The sequence below is a fragment of the Brooklawnia cerclae genome, from assembly GCF_011758645.1.
GTDB classification, from domain to species: domain Bacteria; phylum Actinomycetota; class Actinomycetes; order Propionibacteriales; family Propionibacteriaceae; genus Brooklawnia; species Brooklawnia cerclae.
This window is the reverse complement of sequence record NZ_JAAMOZ010000004.1, coordinates 1-25,448: the sequence shown is the minus strand read 5'-3', so window position 1 is coordinate 25,448 and position 25,448 is coordinate 1. Positions and strand designations below refer to the sequence as shown.

Annotated in this window: 23 protein-coding genes and 4 tRNA genes; 19 read left to right on the top strand and 8 right to left on the bottom strand. The window is 69.1% G+C overall.

Translation table 11 applies throughout. The features are described 5' to 3' along the window. Window positions 1-91: 91 nt before the first annotated feature. Both argG and FB473_RS15965 read right to left on the bottom strand, forming a co-directional pair. Complete coding sequence (argG, locus tag FB473_RS15970; RefSeq protein ID WP_167171200.1) at window positions 92-1,510, bottom strand: argininosuccinate synthase; 1,419 nt, start codon at window positions 1,508-1,510, stop codon at window positions 92-94. Window positions 1,511-1,638: 128 nt separating this feature from the next. After that, entirely contained in the window at window positions 1,639-2,610 is a 972-nt protein-coding gene (locus tag FB473_RS15965; protein ID WP_167171197.1) for an NAD(P)H-quinone oxidoreductase, read from the bottom strand. 58 nt (window positions 2,611-2,668) lie between these two features. On the opposite strand from FB473_RS15965, the gene FB473_RS15960 reads away from it, so the two are divergent. Next, window positions 2,669-2,751: transfer RNA gene (locus tag FB473_RS15960), tRNA-Ser, on the top strand. 29 nt (window positions 2,752-2,780) lie between these two features. Then, entirely contained in the window at window positions 2,781-3,242 is a 462-nt protein-coding gene (locus FB473_RS15955) for a hypothetical protein (RefSeq protein WP_167171194.1), read from the top strand. A gap of 363 nt (window positions 3,243-3,605) precedes the next feature. Here the strand turns inward: FB473_RS15955 and FB473_RS18530 are convergent, their stop codons facing one another. Continuing rightward, entirely contained in the window at window positions 3,606-5,588 is a 1,983-nt protein-coding gene (locus FB473_RS18530) for an LCP family glycopolymer transferase (protein WP_167171191.1), read from the bottom strand. A gap of 175 nt (window positions 5,589-5,763) precedes the next feature. Between FB473_RS18530 and FB473_RS15945 the strand changes: the two genes are divergently transcribed. The 8 genes from FB473_RS15945 (at window position 5,764) to FB473_RS15915 (ending at window position 10,480) form a co-directional block, all read left to right on the top strand. Next, window positions 5,764-6,009, top strand: coding sequence for a hypothetical protein (locus FB473_RS15945; RefSeq protein WP_167171188.1), 246 nt, complete (start codon window positions 5,764-5,766; stop codon window positions 6,007-6,009). 63 nt (window positions 6,010-6,072) lie between these two features. Next, window positions 6,073-6,312, top strand: a complete 240-nt coding sequence (locus FB473_RS15940) for a hypothetical protein (RefSeq protein WP_167171185.1) — start codon at window positions 6,073-6,075, stop codon at window positions 6,310-6,312. 81 nt (window positions 6,313-6,393) lie between these two features. Then, complete coding sequence (locus FB473_RS18325; protein WP_279588683.1) at window positions 6,394-6,516, top strand: hypothetical protein; 123 nt, start codon at window positions 6,394-6,396, stop codon at window positions 6,514-6,516. Between the two features lie 684 nt (window positions 6,517-7,200). Further along, window positions 7,201-7,347, top strand: a complete 147-nt coding sequence (locus tag FB473_RS15935; RefSeq protein WP_167171182.1) for a hypothetical protein — start codon at window positions 7,201-7,203, stop codon at window positions 7,345-7,347. A gap of 682 nt (window positions 7,348-8,029) precedes the next feature. After that, window positions 8,030-8,123 (top strand) — tRNA-Ser (locus tag FB473_RS15930). Between the two features lie 112 nt (window positions 8,124-8,235). Continuing rightward, window positions 8,236-8,311 (top strand) — tRNA-Arg (locus tag FB473_RS15925). A gap of 509 nt (window positions 8,312-8,820) precedes the next feature. Next, complete coding sequence (locus tag FB473_RS15920; protein ID WP_167171179.1) at window positions 8,821-9,633, top strand: amino acid kinase family protein; 813 nt, start codon at window positions 8,821-8,823, stop codon at window positions 9,631-9,633. A gap of 10 nt (window positions 9,634-9,643) precedes the next feature. Continuing rightward, window positions 9,644-10,480: an amino acid kinase family protein gene (locus tag FB473_RS15915; RefSeq protein WP_167171176.1), complete on the top strand. Its 837-nt coding sequence runs from the start codon at window positions 9,644-9,646 to the stop codon at window positions 10,478-10,480. Between the two features lie 107 nt (window positions 10,481-10,587). On the opposite strand, the gene FB473_RS15910 is transcribed toward FB473_RS15915, so the two are convergent. Further along, entirely contained in the window at window positions 10,588-11,064 is a 477-nt protein-coding gene (locus FB473_RS15910) for a hypothetical protein (RefSeq protein ID WP_167171173.1), read from the bottom strand. Between the two features lie 140 nt (window positions 11,065-11,204). After that, on the bottom strand, window positions 11,205-12,056 hold the full coding sequence (locus FB473_RS15905; protein ID WP_167171170.1) for a shikimate dehydrogenase family protein: 852 nt from the start codon (window positions 12,054-12,056) through the stop codon (window positions 11,205-11,207). Between the two features lie 188 nt (window positions 12,057-12,244). Between FB473_RS15905 and FB473_RS15900 the strand changes: the two genes are divergently transcribed. The 5 genes from FB473_RS15900 to FB473_RS15880 all read left to right on the top strand — a co-directional run bounded on the left by FB473_RS15900 (window position 12,245) and on the right by FB473_RS15880 (window position 18,334). After that, a complete protein-coding gene (locus FB473_RS15900; RefSeq protein ID WP_167171167.1) occupies window positions 12,245-13,609 on the top strand; it encodes a hemolysin family protein in 1,365 nt (454 codons plus the stop codon). Then, window positions 13,609-14,649 carry a hemolysin family protein gene (locus tag FB473_RS15895; RefSeq protein WP_167171164.1) on the top strand — a complete coding sequence of 347 codons (1,041 nt, stop codon included), beginning with the start codon at window positions 13,609-13,611 and terminating at the stop codon, window positions 14,647-14,649. The genes FB473_RS15900 and FB473_RS15895 overlap by 1 nt, the downstream gene beginning before the upstream one ends. Before the next feature lie 61 nt (window positions 14,650-14,710). Next, window positions 14,711-15,622: a 1,4-dihydroxy-2-naphthoyl-CoA synthase gene (locus tag FB473_RS15890; protein ID WP_167171161.1), complete on the top strand. Its 912-nt coding sequence runs from the start codon at window positions 14,711-14,713 to the stop codon at window positions 15,620-15,622. Between the two features lie 70 nt (window positions 15,623-15,692). Further along, a complete protein-coding gene (locus tag FB473_RS15885) occupies window positions 15,693-17,267 on the top strand; it encodes a hypothetical protein (protein WP_167171158.1) in 1,575 nt (524 codons plus the stop codon). Beyond that, the gene (locus tag FB473_RS15880; protein ID WP_167171155.1) at window positions 17,264-18,334 is read left to right on the top strand and encodes a coiled-coil domain-containing protein; all 1,071 of its coding nucleotides are present in this window, start codon (window positions 17,264-17,266) and stop codon (window positions 18,332-18,334) included. Before FB473_RS15885 ends, FB473_RS15880 begins: the two co-directional genes overlap by 4 nt. 92 nt (window positions 18,335-18,426) lie before the next feature. On the opposite strand, the gene upp is transcribed toward FB473_RS15880, so the two are convergent. Then, complete coding sequence (gene upp / locus FB473_RS15875; RefSeq protein ID WP_167171151.1) at window positions 18,427-19,068, bottom strand: uracil phosphoribosyltransferase; 642 nt, start codon at window positions 19,066-19,068, stop codon at window positions 18,427-18,429. 133 nt (window positions 19,069-19,201) lie between these two features. Between upp and FB473_RS15870 the strand changes: the two genes are divergently transcribed. The 3 genes from FB473_RS15870 (at window position 19,202) to FB473_RS15860 (ending at window position 20,624) form a co-directional block, all read left to right on the top strand. Next, the gene (locus tag FB473_RS15870) at window positions 19,202-19,846 is read left to right on the top strand and encodes a tRNA adenosine deaminase-associated protein (protein WP_167171148.1); all 645 of its coding nucleotides are present in this window, start codon (window positions 19,202-19,204) and stop codon (window positions 19,844-19,846) included. Between the two features lie 61 nt (window positions 19,847-19,907). Beyond that, entirely contained in the window at window positions 19,908-20,345 is a 438-nt protein-coding gene (locus FB473_RS15865) for a nucleoside deaminase (protein WP_167171673.1), read from the top strand. 191 nt (window positions 20,346-20,536) lie between these two features. Further along, window positions 20,537-20,624 (top strand) — tRNA-Ser (locus tag FB473_RS15860). A gap of 183 nt (window positions 20,625-20,807) precedes the next feature. On the opposite strand, the gene FB473_RS15855 is transcribed toward FB473_RS15860, so the two are convergent. Next, window positions 20,808-21,905 carry a DNA alkylation repair protein gene (locus FB473_RS15855; RefSeq protein ID WP_167171145.1) on the bottom strand — a complete coding sequence of 366 codons (1,098 nt, stop codon included), beginning with the start codon at window positions 21,903-21,905 and terminating at the stop codon, window positions 20,808-20,810. A 160-nt stretch (window positions 21,906-22,065) separates the two neighbouring features. Next, entirely contained in the window at window positions 22,066-22,659 is a 594-nt protein-coding gene (locus FB473_RS15850) for a TetR/AcrR family transcriptional regulator (protein WP_167171142.1), read from the bottom strand. Between the two features lie 111 nt (window positions 22,660-22,770). Between FB473_RS15850 and FB473_RS15845 the strand changes: the two genes are divergently transcribed. Beyond that, window positions 22,771-25,293 carry an MMPL family transporter gene (locus FB473_RS15845; RefSeq protein WP_167171139.1) on the top strand — a complete coding sequence of 841 codons (2,523 nt, stop codon included), beginning with the start codon at window positions 22,771-22,773 and terminating at the stop codon, window positions 25,291-25,293. The last annotated feature ends 155 nt before the right edge of the window (window positions 25,294-25,448 follow it).

The window sequence follows — 25,448 nt, the reverse complement described above, 5'->3', positions numbered from 1 at the left end:
GTGTGGTGCTTGTTTCGACAGGCTCAACGAGCGGTGGGTGGTTTGTTCCCTGAGCTTGTCGAAGGGCAAGAGCGTTCGGCGGGTCTGACGGTCAGTCGACCCCGAACTCGATGGCGGCGCGGTCGAGGGAGGCCTCTTCGTTGCTCGCGGGACGGGCGTCCGGGATGATGTGGGACTTCCCGACCTCCAGTTCGCCGATGAGGCGCTGGGTGTCGCCGCCGGTGATCTGGCCGAGCGTCATGTACTGCTCCAGCTTCGAACGGGAGTCGGCGATGTCGAGGTTGCGCATGGTCAACTGGCCGATGCGGTCGGTCGGGCCGAACGCGGCGTCCTCGACACGCTCCATCGAGAGCCGCTGCGGGCGGTAGCTGAAGTCGGGGCCCGTCGTGTTGAGGATCGTGTAGTCGTCCCCGCGGCGAAGCCGAAGCGTCACCTCGCCGGTGACGACCGAGGCGACCCAGCGCTGCAGCGACTCGCGGATCATCATCGCCTGCGGGTCGAACCAGCGCCCCTCGTACAGCAGGCGTCCGAGCCGATGGCCCTCGCTGTGGTAGTTGGCCATCGTGTCCTCGTTGTGGATCGCGTTGAGCAGCCGCTCGTAGGCGATGAACAACAGGGCCATGCCGGGGGCCTCGTAGATGCCGCGGCTCTTGGCCTCGATGATGCGGTTCTCGATCTGATCGCTCATGCCCAGGCCGTGGCGTCCACCGATCTCGTTGGCCTTGACCACGAGATCGACCTGGCTGGCGAACCTCTCGCCGTTGATCGCCACGGGGTAGCCCTGCTCGAAGGCGATGACGACGTCCTCGGTGTCGATGACCACGGCGGGATCCCAGAACTTGACCCCCATGATGGGCTCGACGGTCTCCAGCGAGACGTCGAGGGCTTCCAGGGTCTTGGCCTCGTGGGTGGCGCCCCAGATGTTGGCGTCGGTGGAGTACGCCTTCTCCGTCGGGTCGCGGTAGGGCAGCTCGTGTTCGACGAGCCACTCGCTCATCTGCTTGCGCCCGCCCAGCTCGCCGACGAAGTCCTCGTCCAGCCAGGGCTTGTAGATGCGCAGCTTCGGGTTGGCCAGCAGGCCGTAGCGGTAGAACCGCTCGATGTCGTTGCCCTTGAAGGTCGACCCGTCGCCCCAGATCGACACCTCGTCGTCGGCCATCGCGCGCACCAGCATGGTGCCGGTGACGGCGCGCCCGATCGGCGTGGTGTTGAAGTAGGCCTTGCCTGCCGAGGTGATGTGGAACGCACCGCACTGCAGCGCGATCAGCCCCTGCGCGACCAGGGACTCGCGGCAGTCGACGAGACGCGAGATCTCGGCGCCGTACTGGAGCGCACGGCCGGGCACCGAGTCGATGTCGGGCTCGTCGTACTGGCCGATGTTCGCGGTGTAGGTGCAGGGGATTGCACCCTTCTCGCGCATCCACGCGACCGCGACCGACGTATCGAGACCACCCGAGAAGGCGATGCCGACGCGCTCGCCGACAGGAAGTGAGGTCAGAACCTTGGACACCCATACAGAGTAGCTGATACTTATTCCATTGAGCAAGCCAGTCAGAGCGCACAAAATCGCTGAGAGTATTCGTTCGGACGCATAGTTATGCGATTTGCCCAGTCAGCGGGCAACGCGGCGAGCGGGGCTCAGTCGACGGTCAGCACGATCTTGCCGACCAACTCGCCGGACGCCAGCAACTCGTGCGCCCTGGCTGCCTCCGACAGGGGAACCCGGGTCTCCGGGGCAGGTTTGACGCGTCCGTCGGAGATCATCGGCCACACTCGCTTCGCGACGTCCTGGGTGATGGCGGCCTTCTGGCCGAGGGGGCGCCCCCGCAGGCTGGTGGCGGTCACCGTCGCCCGCTTGTTGAGCAGCCGCGCGATGTTGAGCTCGGCCTTCGTCCCCTTCTGCATGCCGATGATCACCAGGCGGCCGTCGTCGCGCAGGGCCGAGATGTTGGCGTCGAGGTACTTCGCACCGATGATGTCGAGGATCACGTCGACACCACGGTCGCCGGTCGCGGCGAGCAACTCGGCGAGCCAGTCACCCGAGTAGTCGATGGCGATCGCGGCGCCGAGCCCACGGCAGTGGTCGAGCTTTGCCGCCGAGGCGGTGGTCGCGACGAGGCAGCCCAGCGCCTTCGCGTACTGGATCGCGAACGTACCGATGCCCCCGGCTCCGCCGTGGACGAGCAGCGACTCGCCCGGAGTGAGGTGCACGTGGTCCATGTTGGACATGACGGTTGCCGCCACCTCGATCAGGCCCGCGGCACTCACCAGATCGATGCCTGCGGGAGGACGAACCACCTGCCCCGCCGGGACGACGACCTGCTCGGCGTAGCCGCCCCCGGCAAGCAGCGCGACGACCTCGTCGCCCGTTCGCCACTCCTCGACGCCCTCGCCGATCGCATCGATCACGCCGGAGCATTCCAGTCCCAGAAGGTCGGACGCCCCCGGTGGAGGGGGATAGTGCCCCTGGCGCTGCAGCAGGTCGGCCCGGTTGACCCCCACCGCGGCGGTGCGGACGCGAACCTCCCCGGGCTCCGGATGCGGTGTCGGCACCTCCGCCCACCGCATCACGTCGGGCCCACCGAATCCGTCAAGGACGATCGCACGCATGCCCCTAGCCTGCCATCAGGGCTGGCCACGCGGTGTGGGCTACCATGAGTTCAACCACGGCGAGATCGCATAGTGGACTAGTGCAGCCGCCTTGAAAGCGGCCGAGCGAAAGCTCCGTGGGTTCGAATCCCACTCTCGCCGCCCTTGCCGTACAGGGAGGAGGCAGCTCGATGACGGTGTCATCGCATGGGGACAGTGTGGCGTACTACGCCCTGCGGCCGAAGGCTCCCGTACGGGCCGTCGTTCTCGCAGCGGTCTTGGCGATTGCCGGGGCCGTGCTGTGCTGGTTCGGCTGGCCGGAGCCACGCAACCTTCCCCTGGGAATCGCGGGCGCGGTCTCCGCGGCCGTGGGGGTCGCGCTGGGCATCGCCGCGGTGGCGTTCGTGTCGTCCGGCACGTTGCACATCGTCCTGTCGGACGACGGTTTCGACGTCTCCGGGCCCGGCTATCACAAGGGCGGCGCCTGGATCGACGTCACAGGTGTGTCGGCCACCCCTGACGGGTCGCGGCTGGTGATCGCCCAGGGCCTGGTGGATCGCACGTTCATCCAGTGCCCCGGTGGGGTCGCGGACGAGCGGATGCGCGCGCTCACGCTCGACGTCTCGGCCAGGCTCGCCGAGCGGGCCGCCTGACGGATTCGTCGCCGCCGGTTTCTGGGCGGGCCGGAGGGTTCGTTTCGACAAGCTCAACGGGCGTTGGGCGTGGTTCTCGACGGGCCGCTGGACGCGGTTGTTCCCTGAGCCTGTCGAAGGGCCCGTTTCGACAAGCTCAACGGGCGTTTGACGGACAAGCTCGACGGGCGTTGGGTGTGGTTCTCGACGGGCGCTGGAGGTGGTTGCTCCCTGAGCCTGTCGAAGGGCCCGTTTCGACAAGCTCAACGGGCGTCTGGCGGACAAGCTCGACGGGCGTCTGGCGGACAAGCTCGACGGGCGTCTGGCGGACAAGCTCAACGGGCGTCTGGCGGACAGGGTCAACGAGTGTCAGCGTGATCCGGTCTACCGGGGTCCTTCGGTGCTCGCTGCCTCGGAGGCGGGCGGTGTGTAGACCGGCACCGAGTCGGGCACGTCCCCGAGCGGTTCCTCGTGGCGGTAGGCGCAGGCGTCCGAGACGGTCTCGGACGCGGTCGGCTCGGCCGCGGCCTGTGTGGTCGCCGGGTCGGTGGCCTGCGCGGTCTCCGTGGTGGCGGTGGTCGGGTCGGTCGCGGGCTGTGTGGTCGCCTGAGCGCTCGACTGGGCGTCCGCGCTGGTCTCCGCGATGGCTGCGGCCACCTGCTGTTTCATCAGGTCGAAGTCCGGATAGGAGGACGTGTAGCCGTTCACACCCTCGACGAACGGCAGCCGGGTGATGTATTGGGCGTTCTGCATGCGGGTGGCGAGTTCGACCATCGCCGACAGGTGCTCCTGCGGGATGTCGGTGACGATCATCTCGCCGGCCGCCTGGGCGATCTGCTCGTAGCGGGTGAGCATGGTCGCCGGGTCGGCTTGGGCGATCACGGCGTCCACGAGGCACGACTGGCGCTCCATGCGGCTGAAGTCGCCTGCGGCGCCGTTGTCGAGGTTCGGCGAGTTGCAGCGGCTTCGGGCGTACCACATGGCGTTGTCGCCGTTGAGCAGTTGGCTCGGACCTTCGGGGATGTAGCCCCACATGCCGCAGTCGCCGCCGTCCACGCTGCCGCCCTTGGCGATGGGGAAGTTCACGTTGAGGGTGACGCCGCCCATCGCGTCCACGAGGTTGACCAGGCCGTCGATGTTGACCATGACGAAGTAGTCGGGATGCAGCCCGGTGATGCCCTCGACCGCCCACTTCAGGGCGTCCGCCCCGGGATAGGACGTGTCGGTGAACAACTCCGGGTACATGGCCGGCACATCGTTCCAGATGGCGTTGAGCATCGAGGTGTCCCCGTCGTCGAATCCGTAGGGGAACGCTTCCTGGAGCGCCGTGCCGTCGGGGAAGACCGCGCCCTGCAGGTTTCTCGGGAGCTGGATGATCACCGTGTTGCCCGTGGCGGTGTCGATGGACGCCAGCATCATGGTGTCGGTGCGGATGCCCAGCGACTCGTCCCGGCTCTCGCCGGAGTCGCCGCCGAGCAACAGGATGTTGACGCGCGAGATGTCCGCCCACGGGTCGACGGTGTCGAGGGTCGGACGGGTCTGCGACTGCGACTCGTCCTCGGACTCGAAGACCTGTCCCGACAGGCTCGCGGTCTCGAACGAGTAGGCCGAGGCGACCGCCATCGGGCCGCTGGTGGCCAGCGAGAGCAGGGCGACCAGGATGGCTCCTCCGATGCGCTTGCCCGTGGTGAGCGGCTTCGGGCGATTGATCAGGTAGGTGCCCACGATGACGACCACCCACAGGAGCGCGAAGACGGCGAGCCCGACGGCGATCCAGAACATGGTTCCCGACTTCAGCGCATTGCCGGCTACGAGAGCGGGATTGCGGGCGAGCATGAAGCCGAAGACGAGAGTGCCCGTGACCAGGGCGGTCATCAGGACGATGCCGAGGCCCTGGAGACGGGTGCCGAGAAAACCGAGCCCGGGGACGATCGTCCCGGCGATCGTCTTGACGACGGCACCACGGAAGCGTCGATCGGGCTTGCCGGGCCGGGACGCGCTCGTGGCAGCGGCACCACGACGGCGCCGCGACACCGCCGCCGATTCCTCGGTGGGGTCCCCGTCATCCCCGTCGTCCTCGTCGATGTCGTCGGGGACGGACTCCAATCGCGAGGTTGCCCGCTCCTGGGTCAGGGGGGAGGTCCTCCTGGCCGAGCGGGGCGATGCTACCGGGTCCGGCTCCGCCGCTTTGAAGGTCGTCGTGTCCTGCGGGTCCGGGGTGTAGGCGATCGAGGCGAAAGAGGAGGTCGTACCGTACGAGGTCGTCCAGTCGGCGGACGCGGCAGCCGAGGCGGTGTCGTCGTCCCAGACGGGTTTCGGCTTGTCGGACGGGGCCTTGGGGCCGGATTCGGCGCGGGTGGAGCCCACGGGCGCGAATGGTGACGTGGGCGTCGAGTCGCGGGCCGTCGTGGGGCTGGAGGGCTTGGGTCCGTACGGTCCGAACGCGGATGTGCCACCGGCTGAGGGGGTGCTAGCGGAAGAGCCGCCGCCTGCCGGGGCGCCGAAAGCGGCTCCGGCCGGGGTCGTCCCTGCCGAGGATGCGGTGGACGACGTGGAGCCGAAGGCCGAGGTGCGGTCGAACGGACTCGTCGTCCTCGCACCCGCATCGAAGGAGGACCCCCCGGCAGAGGACTCCCCGGTGGCGGGGCGGTACGAGGTGGAGCCGAACGACGCGGACTCCGAGGAGCGGGGGCCGAACGGTGACGGTGTGGACGTGCTCGCGCCGGGGGTGCCCGATGACGGTGTTCCGGATGAGGGTGAGGTGGTCTCGCGCGACAGGGAACCATAGGCGGAGGTCGAGCCGTACGCCGAGGACGAGCCCGACGATGCCGCGGAAGAGCCGAACGACGACGTGGACCCGAGAGAGGATGTCGATCCGAACGGATTCGTGGAACTCGGCGCCGGGCGGGTGCCGCCGAAGGATGACGAGTCGCCGGCCGACGAGTCGCGCGAGGACGGCTGTGACGAGTACGGGTTCGTGCGCGAGGTGGGGGCGTGTGCCGCCGGCGAGCCGCCGGACGCGGAATCGCCCGATGAGGAGCCGGCCGAGGGGAAGCCGGTGGCGCCGAACGGGCTGGACGAGGACGAGTAGGGGCTGGATGCCGAAGTGCCCGACTCGCGGGACGAGGAGCCGTACAACGACGAGCCGTAGAGGGACGAGTCCCAGGGGGTTGTGCTGCTCGAGGCGCTGCCCGACGAGGAACCTGATGAGGGCCGGGTGAACGGCGACGATGCGCCCGACGAGGCCGGGGTGGACGATCCGCTCGTGGGCGGGGTGCCGAACGGCGAGGTGTAGGGCCGCGAACCCGCACCGCCCGTCCCCGAGGCGCCGGCCCCCGACAGGCCGGCGGCCGCTGAACTGCTGATTCCCGAGGTGGAGGCTCCCGAACCGGCTGCCCCTGACGCACCACCTGCCGCGCCGGATGCGGTGGTGCCCGAGCCCGCGCCGAACAGGCTCCCCGTGCCGTATCCGGAGGGGCTCGTACCGGTGCCGGACGAGCCGGTGCCGTACGAACCGGGCCGGTAGGAACTGGTGCCGTAGGTGCTGGCGGTACCGGCGGAGTCACCGGAGGCCGCGTCGGCGCCGGGTGACCGGCCGGTGCGCGAACCGGAGTCGTACGAACCGGTGCGGGATGAACCCGAGCCGGACGGGGTCGTCCCGAACGAGCTGGAACCGTAGGAACTCGGCCCGTACGCGCTTGGTCCGGGCGTGGTCCGGTCGGGCGATGACGTGCCGAACGAGGAACCCGACGGCGATGTCGGGCCGGACGAGGACGGGGAGCCGGACGACGAGGTCGACCAGGGGTTGTAGGACGACGAGCCGAATCCCGATGGACTGGTGGCGGAGGAGTACCCCCCCGACGAGGACGATCCGCCCGAGGACGGGGCGGAGGCCGAACCCGACCCGGTCGACGAGGCCGCTGAGCCCGGACTGTAGGGACGAGGGGTGTACGAGCCCGAGCTGTACAGGGAGCCGTAGGTGTCGCCGTGGCCACCCGAGCCGTATCCGCTCGTCCCGGCAGAACTGCCCGTCCCGGCCAAGCCGCTCGTTCCGGCAGAACTGCTCATCCCGGCGGAACTGCCCACGCCGCTCGACCCGGCCGAGCCGCTCGTCCGAGGGGTGTAGGGCGAGGAGGAGCCCGAGCCGGAGGCCGTGGAGCCCGGCCCCCCGGAAGAGGACGGCGAACTCGACGAGCTGGGCCTGTACGCGCTGGAGTCGTAGGAACCGGGGCGATATGACCCCGATCCGTACGATCCTGGTGCGTAGGTGCTGGAACCGTAGGCTCCGGCGCCGGTCGATGAGGTGCCGGATGAGTTCGATCCGGACGATGACGTCGATGACGAGGGATATCCGCTGTTGTCAGGGATGGGGGTGGCCTCGTCCGGGGGGTTTTCCAGACCCCGGCGCGCGTGCGAGCGCTCAGGGCGGGACTGCTCTCCGGGTTGGGGCACGCTGTTCCTCCGCGGGTTTGTGGTCTGTGTCGGGCCGCAGGTCCCTGCGACGTTAGCGCAGATTCCTGTGACCGGCATCGGACCCTGGACCGAATCCGGGTTTGCTCCGGTCAGGTTACTGCTCCGCATGGCCTTGCCACGGCGCGGGGCCTTGACGCGGCCGGCGTGGCGATTCGCAGGGACGCTCCGCAGCCCGGAGCCGCGCGTACCGTTTCGGTGAGGTCGGTACTCCCTCGATGCTGGCAGGCTCGGCCGTCGTCCGGGCACCTGTGTGGTCGGCGACTTTGCGGAGCGTTGGGGTTGCCAGTAGCCTTAGACGGACGTCCGGCCCCGGATCATGCCGAGCCGACGCTCGTGGAGGTGTCGCCTAGTCCGGTCTATGGCGCCCGCCTGCTAAGCGGGTTTGGGTCTTAAAGCCCATCGCGGGTTCAAATCCCGCCACCTCCGCCATTGTCTTGGCTCTGCGGCGACAGCCCGTGGCTTCCGGCGCCGCGGACGCGTCCACACTCGTTTGGCGGTAGCGAATGGCGTGGGGTACAGTAATCAACTGCCCGCGGGACCTGCACCCATAGCTTAATGGATAGAGCATCTGACTACGGATCAGAAGGTTGGGGGTTCGAGTCCCTCTGGGTGCGCCAAAGAAAGTTGGTTCACTCGAGCAGTCCCGCGTGAAAGCCTCGGTCCACGACCGGGGCTTTGCTCTTTCTACACGCCTGCTTCCCCACCGATTGTCTCGGCCACCCACCTTCTGCGGCGTCCGGCCCTGATTTCTGCACACCAGTGGCGTGATCTCCGCCTGGGAAGCGCTTGCTCGGGCGTGTCCATGTGCAGGAATCAGGGCCGGACGCCCGCGACCGTGGTCGTCCGCGCGGGCCGGTCCCGGTGCGTACGACTGACGTGGTTGATCAGGAGTCGTCGCCGATCCGAGGCCTCGGACGTGTCTGGCGCGGACGCCGCCAGAACGTGTGGACGAAGCGTGAATGCGGTTCGTCGAAAGGCGTTCCGACGCACCTGCGGATCGGTTTGTATGACCGTGTTACGGATTGATTTCGCTTGTCCCGATCGGTATGGACGGTGATTGAAACCTGACAGACTGAAAGGCGCACGAGTACCGATTTGTCCAGATCAACCCGGTGAAAGGGCTCCCATGTCCGAGACGACGGCGGAACTAGGAGCGCTGCTGACCCAGCGCTCGTTGACCGACGCACAACTCCTGGAGAAGGCGGAGGAGGCTGCCGACTACCGAATCCTGCCGGACGCCACCGTCGTCAAGATCGGCGGCCAGAGTGTCATCGATCGCGGTGGCTCTGCCGTCCTCCCCCTGGTGGACGAGATCGTGGCCGCTCGTGCGCATCACAAGATGCTGATCGGCACCGGCGCCGGCACCCGGGCCCGGCATCTGTACTCGATCGCGGCCGGCCTCGGACTGCCCGCCGGCGTGCTGTCGCAGTTGGGCGCGTCCGTCGCCGATCAGAACGCCGAGATGCTGGCGCAGCTCCTGGCCAAACACGGCATATCGCATGTCGACACCGCCGGCCTGTCGGCGGTTCCGCTCTACCTGTCCGAGGTTGGGGCCGTGGTCTTCAGCGGCATGCCTCCCTACAAGCTGTGGATGCGTCCGGCAGCCGAGGGCGTCATCCCGCCCTATCGGACCGACGCGGGCTGCTTCCTCGTGGCTGAGCAGTACGGATGCAAATCCATGATCTTCGTCAAGGACGAGAACGGCCTGTACACGGCCAACCCGAAGACGTCGCCGGACGCGGACTTCATCCCCCAGATCACGGTGGACGAGATGAAGGCGCGGGGCCTGCACGACTCGATCCTCGAGTTCCCCGTGCTCGACCTCCTGCAGTCGGCTCGCCACGTGCGTCAGGTGCAGATCGTCAACGGGCTCGTCCCCGGGAACCTGACCCGGGCGCTCGCCGGCGAGCACGTCGGAACGATCATCACCGCGGAGTGAGGACAGACCAATGACCGATATCAGCATCGACATCGACCGGGACGTCGCTTCGCCGCTCGCCCGCCAGACCCTGCTGGACGGAGATCTCACCCGCCCCGTTGCGGGCGGACGCCCGATCAGGATCCTTCCCTGGCTGCAGATCGTCAAGATCGGCGGCCGGTCGATCATGGATCGCGGCAAGGACGCGATCGAGCCCATCGTCGACGAGTTGCGCCAGCTCCTGCCGGAACACCGCATGCTCATCCTGACCGGGGCGGGCATCCGCGCTCGCCACCTGTACGGTGTGGGCTTGAGCCTCGGGCTGCCGGTCGGTTCGCTCGCCCCGCTCGCGGCCAGCGAGGCCGGTCAGAACGGCCACATCCTGGCCTCCCTGCTCGCGGCCGAAGGCGTCTCCTACGTGGAGCACCCGACCATCGCCAGCCAGCTCGCCATCCATCTGAGCGCGGCGCGGGCAGTCGTGGGCAGCGCGTTCCCGCCGTACCACCACCACGAGTTCCCGGCCTCACGCATCCCGGCACACCGGGCCGACACAGGTGCCTTCCTGCTCGCCGACGCACTCGGCGCCGCAGGCCTGACCATCGTGGAGGACGTCGACGGCGTCTACACGACCGACCCCAACGGCCCCGATGGCGCGCAGGCGACGTTCTTGCCCGAGGTCGCCGCCGCCGACCTGGTCGACCACCCTGGCCCGCTGCCGGTCGACCGCGCGATGCTCGACGTCATGGCGAACGCCCGCCACATCCGGCACGTCCAGGTCGTCAACGGCCTCGTGCCGGGCCGGCTGACCGCCGCGCTCCGCGGCGAGCACGTCGGCACGTTCATCCGCACGGGAGCCGCCGCGGCCTGAGCGCCAGCGGCGGGGGCTCGGTCGCACAGGCCGGGCTCCCTCCGCCGCATCGCGTCCGGACGCGCGGTTCGTGACGGGAGCAGTGCCGGTTCGTCCGGTGTGGGAGATCAGCGCGAACCGCTCGGACGAAGGTCGGGGCGCTCCGCGGCGACGCGCTGCGGCGTCCAGTACCCGTCCAGGGTCTCGACCGGCACGGCGAGCCAGAGCACGAGCCGGGTGAACCCCCGGGACGACATGAACCGGCCCGAGAACTCCTCCACCCGGTTTCCGAGCTTCAGCACCGCGATCGCATACGGCGTGCCCCAGGACCGTCGTGTGTACACCGTCACCTTGCGCAGCCCGGTGAGGCCGACGGTGTGCGTGCCGATGCGCAGGGTCTCGTCCTGGCCGCGCACGATGCTGAAGAACGGCTGGATGACGAAGACCACGCCGGGCAGCGCCCAGATGAGACCCGCCCAGCCGTCCTGCCGCACCATGGGCACGGTGAGCACCAGCAGGCCGATGCCGCACAGGAGCGCGAGGACGCTCACCACCGAGACGGGGTAGAGCTGCAGGGATGGACGTGTGACGGGCTGTCTGCTCACGGGCACAGTCTTCCAGACGCTCGACCCGCGTGCCCGGGGACACCGATCTCGGCCTGGCAGCGGACGCCGACGCGGTCTATGTGCTCGTCACCAACCCGTGCGACGTCGCCATCTCGGCTGAGCGGCATCCGGCAGGCCGGTCACGCGGACGGCTGCCTGCGCGCGATTTCGGCGCGGCAGGCGGCCAGCAGTGGTCCGGGATCGGCCTGACGGCCGGTCATCAGCCGGATCTGGTCGAGGGCCTGGCCGACCAGGAAGTCGAGCCCGTCGACGGAGACCAGACCGGCGCGGGCGGCGGCTCGGTCGATGGCGGTCGGATAGTGGTTGTAGGTCGCCTCGAACACCGCCGAAACCTTCTGGACGAGCGCGGACGCGAGGTTGTCCGGCACCTCCACGGGAACCGTGGAGACCAGCAGATCGGCGTGACCGTTCCATTCCTCCGGCAACTCGGGGGCGCTGCCGAACGGCTGCACCCGGAGGCGGACGCCGGCCGGCCCCGCGATCGGGTCGAGACTGGCACGCGCGCGTGACTCGTCGCGTGCGAGGACGACGGCATCGTCCACACCGAGCCTCGCCAGGCCGAGCAGCGCGGTGCGGGCCGTGGCGCCGTTGCCCACGAGCACGGCGGTGCGCGCGGTGCGGACGCCCTGCCGTGCCAGCGCCGCACCGAACCCCACGATGTCGGTGTTGTAGACGCGGTTGGGCTCGCCATCGCGTCCCAGGATGAGAGTGTTGGCCGATCGCAGCGCTTCGGCCAACGGATCGGCGACCCCATGGCACAGCAATGCCTGCTTGTCGGGCGCGGTGACGCTGAGCCCCACCCATTCGCTCCCCAGACCCGCGACGAACTCGTCCAGGGTGTCGGGGGTCACCTCGAAGGCGTCGTACTGGTACTCGTCCGCGATCCCCAACTCGGCGTAGGCGGTGCGGTGGAGCAACGGCGACAGCGAATGCGCGATCGGGCTGCCGATGACTGCGCAGCGGCGCACCATGGTCGCTCCCTCCTCAGGTCGGACTGTCCGGTGGCTCACGCTATCAAGCACCCGGCCGTGGATCGTCGCGATGCCGGGGTGCGGTCCCGGGGTTCGGCTACCGTGGACGCCATGGATGAATCTCCTGGGCATAGTCCGTGGCTCACCCCGTGGTGGCCGTCTCATGCGATGACGGGCCGGGGTGGGCGATGACATCGGAACTATGGGGCCTGCTCGCCGGAGTGGTGCTGACGATCGGCACCGGCCTGTTCGTGGCCTCGGAGTTCGCCCTGGTCAATCTCGACCGGGCGGACCTTGAGCGGAGACGCTCGCGTGGGGAACCGCGCCTCGGCTTGACGATCGGGGCGCTGAAGGCGACGTCGACGCACCTGTCGTCCGCCCAACTGGGCATCACATTGACGACCCTGCTGGCCGGGTACACCTTCGAGCCCGCGATCAGTTCCCTGCTGGGCGGACCGCTGGCCGCGATCGGCGTGCCGGACGCGTTGATCCCGGGCGTGGGGGCGGGTGTGGCCATCGCCCTGGCGACCCTGTTCTCGATGATGTTCGGCGAGCTGATCCCGAAGAACTTCGCGCTGGCCGTCCCACTGGCGACGGCGAGACTGGTGGCGCCCTTCCAGGTGGCGTTCACCTTCGTGTTCAAACCCGTCGTCCTGCTGCTCAACGGGTCGGCGAACCGGGTCATCCGCGCGCTCGGCATCGAGCCCCGGGAAGAACTGTCGGGTGCCCGCAGCGCGGAGGAACTCGGATTCCTGATCCGCCGGTCGGCGTCCGAAGGGACGCTCGACCGTGACGAGGCAGCCATGCTGAGCCACACCCTGAACCTCCCGAACCGCGTCGTCGCGGAGGTGATGACACCGCGGGTACCGATGTCGGCCCTGCACGCGGACGCCTGCGCCGCCGACGTGATCGCGGCATCGGTACGCACCGGGCATTCGCGCTTCCCGGTGCTCGGCGACGGTATCGACGACGTCATCGGTGTGGTTCACGTCAAGTCGGCCTACGCGGTCGAGTTCGACCAGCGCCTGCGCACGCCGGCGACCGGGCTCATATCGGAGCCGTTGCGCGTGCCCGGCGTGGTCGGCGTGGAACCCGTGCTCGACGCGCTGCGAGCCGACGGCTACCAGATCGCCGTCGTCCTGGACGAGTACGGCGGCACCGCCGGCATCGTGACGCTGGAGGACGTGGTCGAGGAGATCCTCGGCGAGGTCAGTGACGAGCACGATCCGCGCGGGGACGACATCGTCGTGGAGGAGGACTCGATCGTGTTCAGCGGCTCGCTGCGGCCGGACGAGCTGTGGGAACGCGCCGCTGTCCGGGTGCCCGAGGGTGACGAGTACGGGACGGTGGCGGGCTTCGTCCTCGACTGCCTGGGACATATCCCCGAAGCCGGGGAGGAGCTGGCCGTCGACCGCGGCGTGCTACGGGTCGAGGAATTGAGCGGCATGCGCATCGACCGGCTGCGCTACGTGCCCTCGGACGTCAGCACGGACCCGGCATTCGCGAGGCGGCGATGCCCGCGTGGGCCGGTGGTGGGGGAGAGGGCGCGCTGATGGGTGAGTATCTACCCGGGCTGATCTGGCTGGTCGTCCTGCTCGCGGCCAACGCGTTCTTCGTGGGCGCCGAGTTCGCGGTGATCTCCGCTCGCCGATCGCAGATCGAGCCCCGTGCCGCGGCCGGCGGGTCTGCCGCCCGGACGACGTTGTGGGCGATGGAGCATGCGACGCGCATGCTCGCCGCCAGCCAGCTGGGGATCACGGTCTGCTCCCTGGTGATCCTCAACGTGTCGGAGCCGGCCATCCATCACCTGATCGAGGGGGCCCTCGGCCGGGGCGGGCTCAGCCCCGCCGCGGTCACCGGGGTCTCGTTCGTGGTCGCGCTGGCACTCGTCACGTTCCTGCACGTCGTGTTCGGGGAGATGGTGCCGAAGAACATCGCCTTCTCCGTGCCCGATCGCGCTGCCCTCGTGCTGGCACCTCCCCTGGTCATGGTGTCCCGGCTCGTGGCCCCGTTGATCAGCATGCTCAACTGGGTCGCCAACCACATGCTGCGAGTGTTCCGGGTGGAGCCCAGGGACGAGGCGGCGAGCGCCTACACCATCGATCAGGTGGCCGTGATCGTCGAGGAGTCGACCCGGGAGGGAACCCTGGTGGACGACAGAGGCGCCCTGTCCGCGGCACTGGAGTTCACCAGCAAGCATGTCGCCGACGTCGAGGTGCCCCTGGACGACCTCGTCCCGCTTCCGGCGCGGCCCACCCCGCGCGACGTGCAGCGGGCGGTCGCCGAGCGGGGTTACTCCCGATATGTGCTGGAGACGGCCGATGGCGTCCCCACCCATTACCTGCATCTGAAGGACGTGCTGGATCTCGGTGACGCGGGCGTGCTGGACGAGCCGATTCCCTCCGATCGCTTTCGCGAGCTGCCCGTGGTGGAGCACGGCGCAGCCCTCGAAGAGGCGTTCGCAACCATCCGGGCTCGTAGCGCGCACCTCGCCCGCGTGGTCGCGCCCGGCGGCTCGACCACCGGGGTGCTGTTCCTGGAGGACATCGTGGAGGAACTGGTCGGAGAGGTGCGGGACGCCACCCGCAAGTGACGCCGCTCAGGGCGCGTCCCGCCGCTGTACGCGACGGGCGGCGCTGGGCTAGTTTTGCGCCATGCCCGAGTCGACGACAGCCAACCCCTTCCGCCCCGATCTGTGGGACGAAGTGCCCGGCTTCGGCTTCACGGACATCACCTACCATCGGGCGCACGACGTGCCCGCCGTCCGGATCGGTTTCGACCGGCCCGAGGTCCGCAACGCATTTCGTCCGCACACCGTGGACGAACTGTTGCTCGCGCTGGAGCATGCCCGCCAGACGAGCGACGTCGGCTGCGTCCTGCTCACCGGCAACGGGCCCAGCCCGACCGACGGCGGATGGGCGTTCTGCAGCGGTGGTGACCAGCGGGTGCGTGGGCAGTCGGGCTACCAGTACGCCGCGGGCGAGACCGCAGACACCGTCGACCGGGCCCGTGCGGGCAGGTTGCACATCCTCGAGGCGCAGCGCCTCATCCGGTTCATGCCGAAGGTCGTGATAGCGCTGGTCAGCGGCTGGGCGGCAGGCGGGGGCCACAGCCTGCACGTCGTCTGCGACCTGACGATCGCCTCGGCCGAGCACGCCCGGTTCAAGCAGACGGACGCGGACGTCGCGTCCTTCGACGGCGGCTATGGCTCGGCCTATCTCGCCCGGCAGGTCGGGCAGAAGTTCGCCCGCGAGATCTTCTTCCTGGGTGACACGTACTCGGCTCAGGACGCGTACCGCATGGGCATGGTCAACAAGGTCGTCCCGCACGAGCACCTGGAGGACGAGGGACTCGCCTGGGCCGCGAAGGTCTGCGGCAAGTCACCCACCGCACAGCGGATGCTCAAGTACGCGTTCAACCTGGCCGACGACGGCCTGATGGGCCAGCAGTTGTTCGCGGGCGAGGCCACGCGCCTGGCGTACATGACCGATGAGGCCCGCGAGGGTCGGGACTCGTTCCTCGACAAGCGCCCGCCGAACTGGTCCGACTTCCCCTATTACTACTGACCCGATGGGCCGGGCGGATCAGTCCGCTCGATCTTGGGACAATTCGGAACCGAGTGCAAAGATTGTGACCATGGCGGGGTACGACCAGTTTGCGTTGGAGAGCGACCTCAATCGTCGCGCGACGCAGATCCTGTCTGTCGCCCAGGAGGTCGCCGACCAGATGCGGCAGGAGGCCGACAGCTACGCCGCGAAGCGTAAGCAGGAGGCCGACGAGGCTGCCGCCGAGATCGAACGCGTGCGCTCGGCGGTCGCCCGCCAGCATCAACTCGCCATCAAGTACCGGGAGGAGTGCCAGCGGCTTCTCGACGGCGCCCACGCCGACGCCGACGCCCGTCTGGACGAGGCACTCACCCAGGCCAGCCAGATCACCGCGAGCGCCGAACAGCAGGCCAACGAGGCGGTGGAACGCGCCATGGCGGAGGCCGACCGCATCACCGAGCAGGCCCAGAACCAGGCGGCCGCGACGATCGTCAAGGCCACCGCCGAGGCCAGCGAGATCCGGTCGGCCGCACGCCAGGAGGCCGAGGCGGTCGGCGCGAGCATCGTGGCAGACCGGGCTGCCTGCGACCAAGAACTGGACGATCGGCGGCTCCGGGCGGAGGCAGAGCTGAACGCCCTCGTGGAACGCACCCAGGCCGAGGCACAGGAGGTCGCCAGGCAGGCCGACGAACACGTCGTGGCCACCCGGGCGGACGCCGACCGGATGTTCGCCGATGCCGAGGCCGCCGCCGACCGCAAGGTCAGGACCGCGGCGGCGGACGCCGAACAGCGGCTCGCCGACGCCCAGGCGGAGTACGAGAGGATCACCGGCGAGGCGCAGCAGCAACTCGACTGGACGAACCAGACGATCCAGCAACTCCTCGCGCAGGCGCAGGCCGAGGCCCAGCAGACGATCGAGCAGGCCCAGCGTGCCGCCGACCTGCACAGCAAGCGTCTTCACCAGCACCTGCAGGTCGTCATCGCCAAGCAGGCACACACCTCCCGCGCGATGGTCGCCGACGCGCACACCACGTCCGAAGAGGCCGCCGCTCGCGCGGAGGCCACGTTGAGGGCTGCCCAGGCCGACGCCGAACGCACGCTGGCGGAAGCGAAGCAGTCCGCGGCCGACCAGCTCGCGGCTGCCGAGCGCGAGGCCCACGCCCTCATCTCGCGCGGCGAGTCGCGCCTGGCGGACGCCGAGCAGAGCGCCCAGCGCATCCGGGATCGCACCGCCGCCGATCTGGAGCAGTTGCGCAAGGAGACGTTCGAGTCGACACGGGCCACCCGCGAGGAGGCCGTCGCCCTGCTGCGGGACGCGCGCCGCGACTCCGACCGCGTCCGAGCCGATGCCGAGGCCATGCTCGAACGCGCCCGTGCCGAGGTGGCGAAGCTGGCCGAGAGGCGCGACAACATCACCAACGAGCTTGCCAACCTCTCCGGCGTCATCGAGGCGCTGTCGATGCCCGTACCCGGAGCCGATGGCACCGTGCCCACCTCATCGCCCGCCACCCCTGCTCCGTCCGTCCATGAGCAAGGGGGCCAGGCCGGTGGGTGGCCCTCCATCGTCCAGAATGGCAATGGCCCGGTCTCCGGGCCCGCGCCAACGGACCCCCAGTCCGCCACAGTTCAGGGTCAGTCCCCCCATATGCAAGGAGAGCATCAATGACCGAACCCGGCTTTCGCTTCGTACGAAAGGGCTACGAGCCCAGCGAAGTCGATCAGGCCGTAGCCAGCCTGCGCAGCAATCTCGAACGATTGCAGACAGAGCTGAACCGAGCACACGACGAGAATGCCGCCAAGAACGTCGAAGGCACCAAGCAGCGCCAGCAGATCAGCGACCTGAGCGGTCGTGTCCGGATGCTGGAGAGCACCCTCGCCGATGAGCGAGCCGAGAAGGAGGCCGGCGTCCCCCCGTCGTTCGCCAACCTCGGCGAGCGCATCGGCAAGATGCTCAACCTGGCGCAGGACGAGGCCAACGACGTGCGCGCAGAAGCGCAGGAGGAGGCCAACCAGCTGATCGACCAGGCTGACAAGCAGGCCGCCACCAAGCGCACCGAGGCCGAGCGTGAGGCCGCTGACACGATGTCTCGGGCCCGTACCGAGGCCGCGCGCACCATCGAGGACGCCAAGCAGCGCGCCGACAACCTTCTGGAGGAGGCCGAGGCCGAGGCGACCGCACGCCGCGAAGAGGCCGAGGCCTTCTACGAGAACCAGCGTGCCCAGTCCGCTGCCGCCGCGGCAGACTTCGAGCAGACGCTGGCCGAGCGTCGCGAGGAAGCCCTGTCGAAGCTCAACGCCGAACTGGACAGCAAGACCCACGAGGTCGCCCTGGCCGACGAGCGGCTGAGCAGCGCTCGCACCGAAGCCGATCGGACGACGAAGGAGGCTCGTCAGAGCGCCGACCAGATCGTCCGGGAAGCCCAGAACAAGGCGAGCCAACTGCTGGCGGACGCCAAGAGCCGCGCCGAGACCATTCGCCAGAACGCGGAGCGCGAGGTGGCGGCCGCCACGGCCCGCCGCGACTCGATCACCGCACAGCTGGCGAACGTGCGCCAGATGCTGGGCACCCTCGGTGGTGTCTCGATCGCCGGGTTCGACGACGCGCAGAGCCCGCGTACCGCGCAGCAGTGGGCGTCCGAGAGCACCCGCTCGTCCTCGTCCGGGCGTTCGGGCCGGACATCGAGTTCGTCGGACTCCAGTGACACCCGGTCGGATTGGCTCGACAACAACTGAACCCGTTCGCGATGGTTGGGCGCGGTCGTCCCCCCTACGACCCGTGCCCAACCATGCGGGCCAGATGGGTGGGCACGATCAGGTCGGCGGAATCAGTCGATGACCCCGTAGAGCCGGTCTCCCGCGTCCCCCAGACCCGGGATGATGTAACCGTGCTCGTTGAGGCGTTCGTCGACCGCCGCGACGACGAGAGTGGTCTCGATCTTGAGCCCGTCGACGAGTTGCCGGAACCGTTCGATGCCCTCGGGGGCGGCCAGCAGACACAGACAGGTCACGTCGTTGGCCCTGCGCTCCGCGAGGAACTTCACGCAGCCGCCCAGGGAGCCGCCGGTGGCCAGCATGGGGTCGAGCACGAAGCACTGGCGCCCCGACAGGTCACGAGGAAGGCGTTCGGCGTAGGTGAACGGCTCGAGGGTCTCCTCGTCCCGCACCATTCCGACGAAGCCGACCTCGGCGGTGGGCACCAGCCGCGTCATGCCGCTCAGCATGCCCAGACCCGCACGCAGGATCGGGACGACGATGGGCTTCGGGTCGGCCAGCTCTACTCCGACGGTTGGCGCCACCGGTGTGGTGATCTCGACCGGCTGGACGCGCACGTGGCGGGTCGCCTCGTACGCCAGCAGTGTGACCAATTCGTCCACCAGAGCACGGAAAGTCGGGCTCTTGGTGTTCTCATCGCGCAGGTGGGTGAGCTTGTGAGCGACCAATGGATGGTCGAGTACCTTCAGTTCCACGCCCTACACCTTGGCACAGTGCGTGCCCCGGCGGTTGCCGACCCGGCGAAACTGGCCCCGGGGGTGTCGGGTGTTCGGTGGATCTGCAACCATGGGTGGTGCAGTCGACCGGGTGACATTGAGGAGCCAGGACATGAGCGAAGATGACGAGTTGATCGTCCATGACGATGATCTCGAGGAAGCTTCGGATTTGGACGACGACCTCGATGACGACGATGAACTCGACGGGGGTGTCGTCCCCGACGACTACGACGACGACCTCGACGAGGAAGATGACGAGGACGACGATGATGACGACGACTACGAGGACGCCACCATCGAGGAGATCGACTTCGTCGTCGCGCTGTACCGCGAGGACGGCGCCCCGGTAGCGACCGAACTCGCCCCGCAGTTGGCCAACGATCTCGATGAGCTGATCGATCAGCTGCGACGGTTGCCGGGCGATGCGGGCGCGGTCGGGCTGGTCTCGATAGCGGGTGAGTTCTTCGTGCTGTGCCGGGTGCGCGGTCGCACGGTGCAGGTGCTGCTCAACGACTCGGTCGCGGCCAGCGACTGGCCGATCGCCCGGGATGTCGTCGACTATCTGGGCATGGATGTGCCCGACCCGGACGACGACTCCGAGCCGCTGGGCGACTTCGCCCTGCTGGCCGACCAGGGCGTCAGCGAACTCGACCTCGAGAACATCTCGGGTGACCTCGACGAGGATTCGGACCAACTGGTGCGGCGCATCGTCGAACTGATGAAGTTCGGCCCCCAGTTCGACCGGGCGGTCAACTGATCCCGCGCCTACGCGGGGTCGGGCACGGGGCGACGGACGCATGAGCCGCTGGGACGATGCCATGCGCCTCGCGCTGGATCGTGGCGTGCGGGCGGGGGAGCAGGGCGACGTGCCCGTCGGGGCGGTCGTCCTGAGCCCTGAGAGGGACGTGCTGGCGGCGGCAGGGAACGAGCGGGAACTCACCGGTGACCCCACCGCGCACGCCGAGATCGTCGCGATCCGGCAGGCGTGCCGTGTGCTGGACGACGGCTGGCGGTTGGAGGGGTGCACGCTGGTCGTGACCCTGGAGCCGTGTGTGATGTGCGCGGGGGCGATCGTGGCGGCGCGCATCGCTCGGGTGGTGTTCGGAGCCTTCGATCCCAAGGCCGGGGCCGTGGCGTCCAACTGGGACCTGCTGCGCGACCCGCGTCTGGTCCACAGACCGGTGGTGGTGAGCGGGGTACTCGCCGCCGAGGCCGAGGCCGGGTTGCGCGACTTCTTCGAGCGACGGCGCGACTGATCCCGGTCGGATGTCCGTCGGTGGGCGTGACAGATCTTCCGCGAATTGCCGCCGGTCACGCTCGGTCGGTCAGCCAGAGGGCGGTTCTCGGGCGCATCACCGGAGTTGGTGGAGGATCTGTCACGCCTTCAGTTGCCCGACCGCCTCGTCCGATTGGCAGCAAGCGCCGCGGATGCCGTACTCTGGACGGCGGTGACGTGTCTGAGCGGCCGAAAGAGCTCGCCTCGAAAGCGAGTGTGGTGCAAGCCACCGAGGGTTCAAATCCCTCCGTCACCGCCATGTGATGTCTCGGACAATGTACGGGGTCTGGCTACCTGCGATGCAGGTCCGGGCCCCGTATTTCGTGTGGCGTGTGTGCGTCGGACGGGCGCATTTCGAGGACGATACGGGGACTCGCGTGGTGCCAGGGTCTCGCAGGCTCGCGTCGGCGTCCCATTGCGGGTGCCGTCACGCCCCCGGCCGTCAGCCCAGCAACTCGAAGTCCGCCCGACCCACGGACACCCCGTTGACGAGCAACTCGATCGCGTGCGCGCCGGGATGGTAGCGACGGGTGGTGATCTCGCGGAAGGAATGCTCACGCTCGATGTCGGCCGTTTCTCCGGGGGACAGGACGCGGGTCGTGAGCTTGAAGGTTTTGCCCGTCTGGCTACCGTTCGCCTTCATGTGGTGGACGACGTAGTCGATGGCGAGTTTGGCCGGCTCGTCACCGGCATTGCGGATGCGTGCACGGAAACGGATGCTCTCACCGATCGGCACGGTGTTGTTCCCCACCACCGGCCCGTCCACGTCGAGGGACGCAGGGCCGAAGCCGAGCAGCGCCATGGCACCCGGGTGCCCCCGTTTGACGAGGGTGCGCAGGCCGTGGCGCACGACCCACCCGGTGTTCGTGTCCGGGGCGGCCAGCCATCTCGTGGCCGTCTCGACCACGAGGTCGGCTTCGTCCCGGCTCAGGTCGTTGAGGTGGTTCGCCACCGAGCGGCGGACGTGTTCGCTCTCGTCGCGGTAGAGGGCGTCCAGTAGCGGGATCGTCACTCCAGGGCGGACGGCGAGCTGCGGCACGCGCACGGCCCACGGGAGGTACGGGCGCGTGCCCTCCGACGCCAGGCGACGCACGGCGGCGTCGCCCGAACCGGTCCAGTCCGTGATGATGCCGATGGCGCGGTCGAGGTCGTGACGCAGCAGGCTGCGGATCGCGAACTCGGAGGTCAATCGGCCGGTCAACTCGGCCAGGAGCGCCATGGCGCCGTCGAACGCCTCAGGGGTGTCGTCCTCGACAGCCCTGACCGCGACCGCGTTCGTGACGGGCCAGATGAGCCACCCCTCGAAGCCTGAGGATCGCGCCGCCGAGCGGATCGTCCGCGCGAGGCTCGCGTACCCACCCGGGAGGCCTGCGAGCAGGGCGTCCCGGAGCAGGTCGGCCCGCTCCCGCAGCGAGAGCGGCGGCAGGCTGTCCGCGGCGGCCGCGAGCTCGGTCAGATCCGCGTCGGGGGCGGCGGCCCGGATCGCCCGGTAGAGGTTCTGCGCGACGTCGGCGCCGATGAGTTCGTCCGCGAAGGGCATGACACCATCCTCGTTGCCTCGGACGACACGCGTGGTCGAACCGGGCGTGACGCTCCGGGTGCCGCACGTGTGCGCGGCGCTCGTCGGCCCTGATCCGAGCACACCAGTGCGCTCGGCCGGCCGTGGAAAGCGTTTTCTTCGGCGTGTCGATGTGCGTCGGTCAGGGTTTTCCCGATCGATGCGGCTGCGGCCCGAGCAGGGCGCCGACGAATCGTGCGGCCGATCCCATGTCGGTCGGTGTGCGGCAGATCACCCGCAGGACGAGGCCGCCCACCAGGGCGTCCCCGAGTTCGCGGAGGGGGGTGCCCGGCGCCAGGTCGCCCGTCGCGGCGGCGGACTCGAGCCGGGTGGACAGGGCCGAGTCGCCGGCGAGCGCGTCCCTGAGCATGCGGCCGATCTGCTCGTCGGTGGCCGCGGCGGCGAGGAGGGAGTGCATGAGCTCGGCGGAGTCCGGATCGTCGATGAAGCGCAGCACACCCTCGACCCAACCGGTGAGATCGCGTCCGAGGTCGCCCGTGTCGGGCGGGATGAACGAGCCCGGCAGCAGCATCCCCTCCAGCAGGCATTCGGCGACCAGCGCGGTCTTCGTCTTCCACCAGCGATAGATGGTCTGCTTGCCGACTCCCGCCTGGGCGGCGATGCCCTCGATCGTCAGGTGCTCGTAGCCGTGCTCGGCGAACCGGGAGGCGGTCGCCTCGAGGATCGCGATCCGGGCCGCCTCGCTGCGGGGCGCGCCTCGTCGTCCACCCATCATGCCTAGAGGATACCGCTATTAGCGATACGCAACGGTTCGTATTACGATGACTCGCGGTGCGTCCCCCGGGAGGCCCCGGTGCGTCATGAGGTCGCTCGGAGGGAGAATCGGATGGCAGAGTTGCTGTATCGCCTGGGCAAGGGGTGTTCCCGCAGGCCGTGGATCGTCATCAGTTCCTGGGTCGTCGTGGTGGCGCTCGCGGGTGTGGGGTTCCTGCTCGGGTTCAGGACGCTCACGAACTCCTTCGACATCCCGGGCCTGCCGTCGTCGGTCGTCGTCGAAGACCTGCAGCAGGAACTTCCCGATCTCGCCGGTGCGTCGGGCACTGTGGTGTTCCGCACCGACGACGGCACCCCGCTCACCGACGAGCAGCGCTCCGAGATCTCCGCCCGCGTCGCGAGCGCCCAGGACCTCCCCGACGTCGCGCAGGTGGTCGACCCGTTCGCCGCGGAGGACGAGCGGGAACAGCAGGCCCAGGCGATCGAGGCGGGACGCCAGCAGATCGAGCAGGGCCGGGCCCAGCTCGACGCCTCCCAGCAACAGCTCGACGCAGGACGCCAGCAGCTGGACGCGGGCCGTGCACAGCTCGCGGCGGCGCTCGAGCAGGCACAGGCCGCGGGCGCCCCCCAGGAGACCGTCGCCGGGTTGCAGGCGCAGCTTTCCCAGCTCGATCAGCAGGGGGCCGCCCTCGACGCCGGCCAGGCGGAGATCGACGCGGGGCTGACACAACTCGAGACCCAGGCCGGGACGCTCGAGAACGGCGCGCAACTGCTGGCACATGCCGACCCGATCCGTGTCGTCTCCGAGGACGGCTCGACGGCGGTCGTGAACGTCGCCTTCGACCTGCCGCGTCTGGAACTTCCCGACGAGTCCAAGCAGGCCGTGATCGACCACTTCACCGGCGAACCCGTCGACGGCGTCGAGATCGGCATCTCGACCGAGATCGCCCAGGGCGTCCCGAAGATCATCGGTGGCGGTGAGGTCACCGGCGTGGTCGTCGCCCTCATCGTGCTCCTGGTGATGCTGCGAAGCGTCGTGGGCGCGCTGATCCCGCTGGCCACCGCGCTGACCGGGGTGGCGATCGGGGTGCTCGGCTCGCTCGCGTTCTCCGGGATCGTCCCGATGGCCGTGGTCACACCGGTGCTCGGCATCATGCTCGGGCTGGCCGTCGGCATCGACTACTCACTGTTCATCATCAACCGGCATCGCACCCAGCTCGTGGAGGGCGCCGAACTGCACGAGTCGATCGGGCTGGCGAACGGCACCTCGGGCAACGCGGTGGTCTTCGCGGGCTCGACGGTCGCGATCGCCCTGCTCGCGCTCAACGTCACCCGCATCCCCTTCCTCGGGGTCATGGGCAACGTGGGCGCGGTGGCCGTCGTGGCGGCGGTGCTCATCGCCATCACGCTGACGCCGGCCCTGCTCGGCCTCGCCGGGAAACGGGTGCTCGGCAGGCGCCTCAGGGCGGTCGCCGAACAGGCCCCGGGATCGGTGGGTGCGCACATCGCGCCGGCTCGCGTCCTCACCTGGCGGCGGGCGATCATCACGGTCATGGCGGCCGTTATCGGGCTCCTCGTGGTCGCCTCGCCGGCGTTGTCCATGCGGGTCGGGCTGCCGGACGGCTCGTCCGAGCCCGTCGGCTCGCTGTCCCAGCGTGCCTACGTCATCACCGAGGAGGAGTTCGGCGCGGGGGCCAACGGACCGCTGCTGGTCACCGCACAGTTCCCTGAGGCCCTCGAGGGGGACGCCCTCGTCCGCGCCGAACTCGACGTGGCCGACGCGATCACCGCTATCGACGGCGTTGTCGCGGCCGCTCCCGCCGCGGTCGCCGCCGACGGGACGATGGTCGCCTTCCAGGTGATCCCCGACGGGGGACCCAACAGCGAGACCACCGCGGCGGTCGTCCGCGACCTGCGTGGGCTCGCCCCCGTCGACGGATCGATCACGCTCGGCGTGGCCGGCCAGGCGGCGACCAACATCGACATCTCCGAACGACTCGCCGACATCCTCCCGGTCTACCTGCCGATCGTCGTCGGGCTCTCGCTGCTGATCATGATCGTCGTCTTCCGCTCGCTGTTCGTCCCGATCGTCGCCACCGGCGGCTTCCTCCTGTCGCTGTTCGCCACCTACGGTGTGGTCGTCGCGGTCTTCCAGTGGGGGTGGGGTGCCTCGCTCATCGGCATCCATTCGACCGGGCCCATCCTGAACTTCCTGCCGGTCATCCTCGTCGGCGTCCTGTTCGGGCTGGCCATGGACTATCAGCTGTTCCTGGCCACGGGTATGCGGGAGGCGTACGTCCACGGTGCGGACGCGCGGCATGCCGTCGCCGAGGGCTTCCGTGCGGGACGCGCCGTGGTGATCGCCGCGGGACTCATCATGGTGTCGGTGTTCGGCGGGTTCGTCTTCGCCGATTCGCCCATGATCCGCTCCTTCGGCCTCGGGCTGGCGGCAGGCATCCTGTTCGACGCCTTCGTCGTCCGCATGCTCCTCATGCCCGCCCTCATGCACATCGCCGGGGCCGGTGCGTGGTGGCTGCCACGCTGGCTCGATCGCATCATCCCGAACGTCGACGTCGAAGGGGCGGCGCTGGAACGCCGTCACAAGCGGACGTCACAGGCAGTGTCCCCTCAGTAGCCGATCCTGGCTGGTGAGGTGATGGGTACGTCTCACGCCTCGCAGGTTTGCCGGACGCCGGAGGGCACCTGAACGTGCCGCTGGGGTGCGTCCACATCTTCCCTACAGGGCGTGCCGCACCGCGGACAGGAACTGCTGGGTGCGGGCCTCGGCCG

Bases quoted from the DNA above. Each gene is read 5' to 3' on its own strand.
- FB473_RS15880 (WP_167171155.1), top strand. From the start codon at position 17,264: ATGACCGAACCCGGCTTTCGCTTCGTACGAAAGGGCTACGAGCCCAGC.
- FB473_RS15965 (WP_167171197.1), bottom strand. From the start codon at position 2,610: ATGCGTGCGATCGTCCTTGACGGATTCGGTGGGCCCGACGTGATGCGG.
- FB473_RS15900 (WP_167171167.1), top strand. From the start codon at position 12,245: ATGACATCGGAACTATGGGGCCTGCTCGCCGGAGTGGTGCTGACGATC.
- FB473_RS15885 (WP_167171158.1), top strand. From the start codon at position 15,693: ATGGCGGGGTACGACCAGTTTGCGTTGGAGAGCGACCTCAATCGTCGC.
- FB473_RS15905 (WP_167171170.1), bottom strand. From the start codon at position 12,056: ATGGTGCGCCGCTGCGCAGTCATCGGCAGCCCGATCGCGCATTCGCTG.
- FB473_RS15890 (WP_167171161.1), top strand. From the start codon at position 14,711: ATGCCCGAGTCGACGACAGCCAACCCCTTCCGCCCCGATCTGTGGGAC.
- FB473_RS15855 (WP_167171145.1), bottom strand. From the start codon at position 21,905: ATGCCCTTCGCGGACGAACTCATCGGCGCCGACGTCGCGCAGAACCTC.
- FB473_RS15865 (WP_167171673.1), top strand. From the start codon at position 19,908: ATGCGCCTCGCGCTGGATCGTGGCGTGCGGGCGGGGGAGCAGGGCGAC.
- FB473_RS15915 (WP_167171176.1), top strand. From the start codon at position 9,644: ATGACCGATATCAGCATCGACATCGACCGGGACGTCGCTTCGCCGCTC.
- FB473_RS15895 (WP_167171164.1), top strand. From the start codon at position 13,609: ATGGGTGAGTATCTACCCGGGCTGATCTGGCTGGTCGTCCTGCTCGCG.
- FB473_RS15870 (WP_167171148.1), top strand. From the start codon at position 19,202: ATGAGCGAAGATGACGAGTTGATCGTCCATGACGATGATCTCGAGGAA.
- FB473_RS15850 (WP_167171142.1), bottom strand. From the start codon at position 22,659: ATGATGGGTGGACGACGAGGCGCGCCCCGCAGCGAGGCGGCCCGGATC.
- FB473_RS15955 (WP_167171194.1), top strand. From the start codon at position 2,781: ATGACGGTGTCATCGCATGGGGACAGTGTGGCGTACTACGCCCTGCGG.
- FB473_RS15845 (WP_167171139.1), top strand. From the start codon at position 22,771: ATGGCAGAGTTGCTGTATCGCCTGGGCAAGGGGTGTTCCCGCAGGCCG.
- FB473_RS15920 (WP_167171179.1), top strand. From the start codon at position 8,821: ATGTCCGAGACGACGGCGGAACTAGGAGCGCTGCTGACCCAGCGCTCG.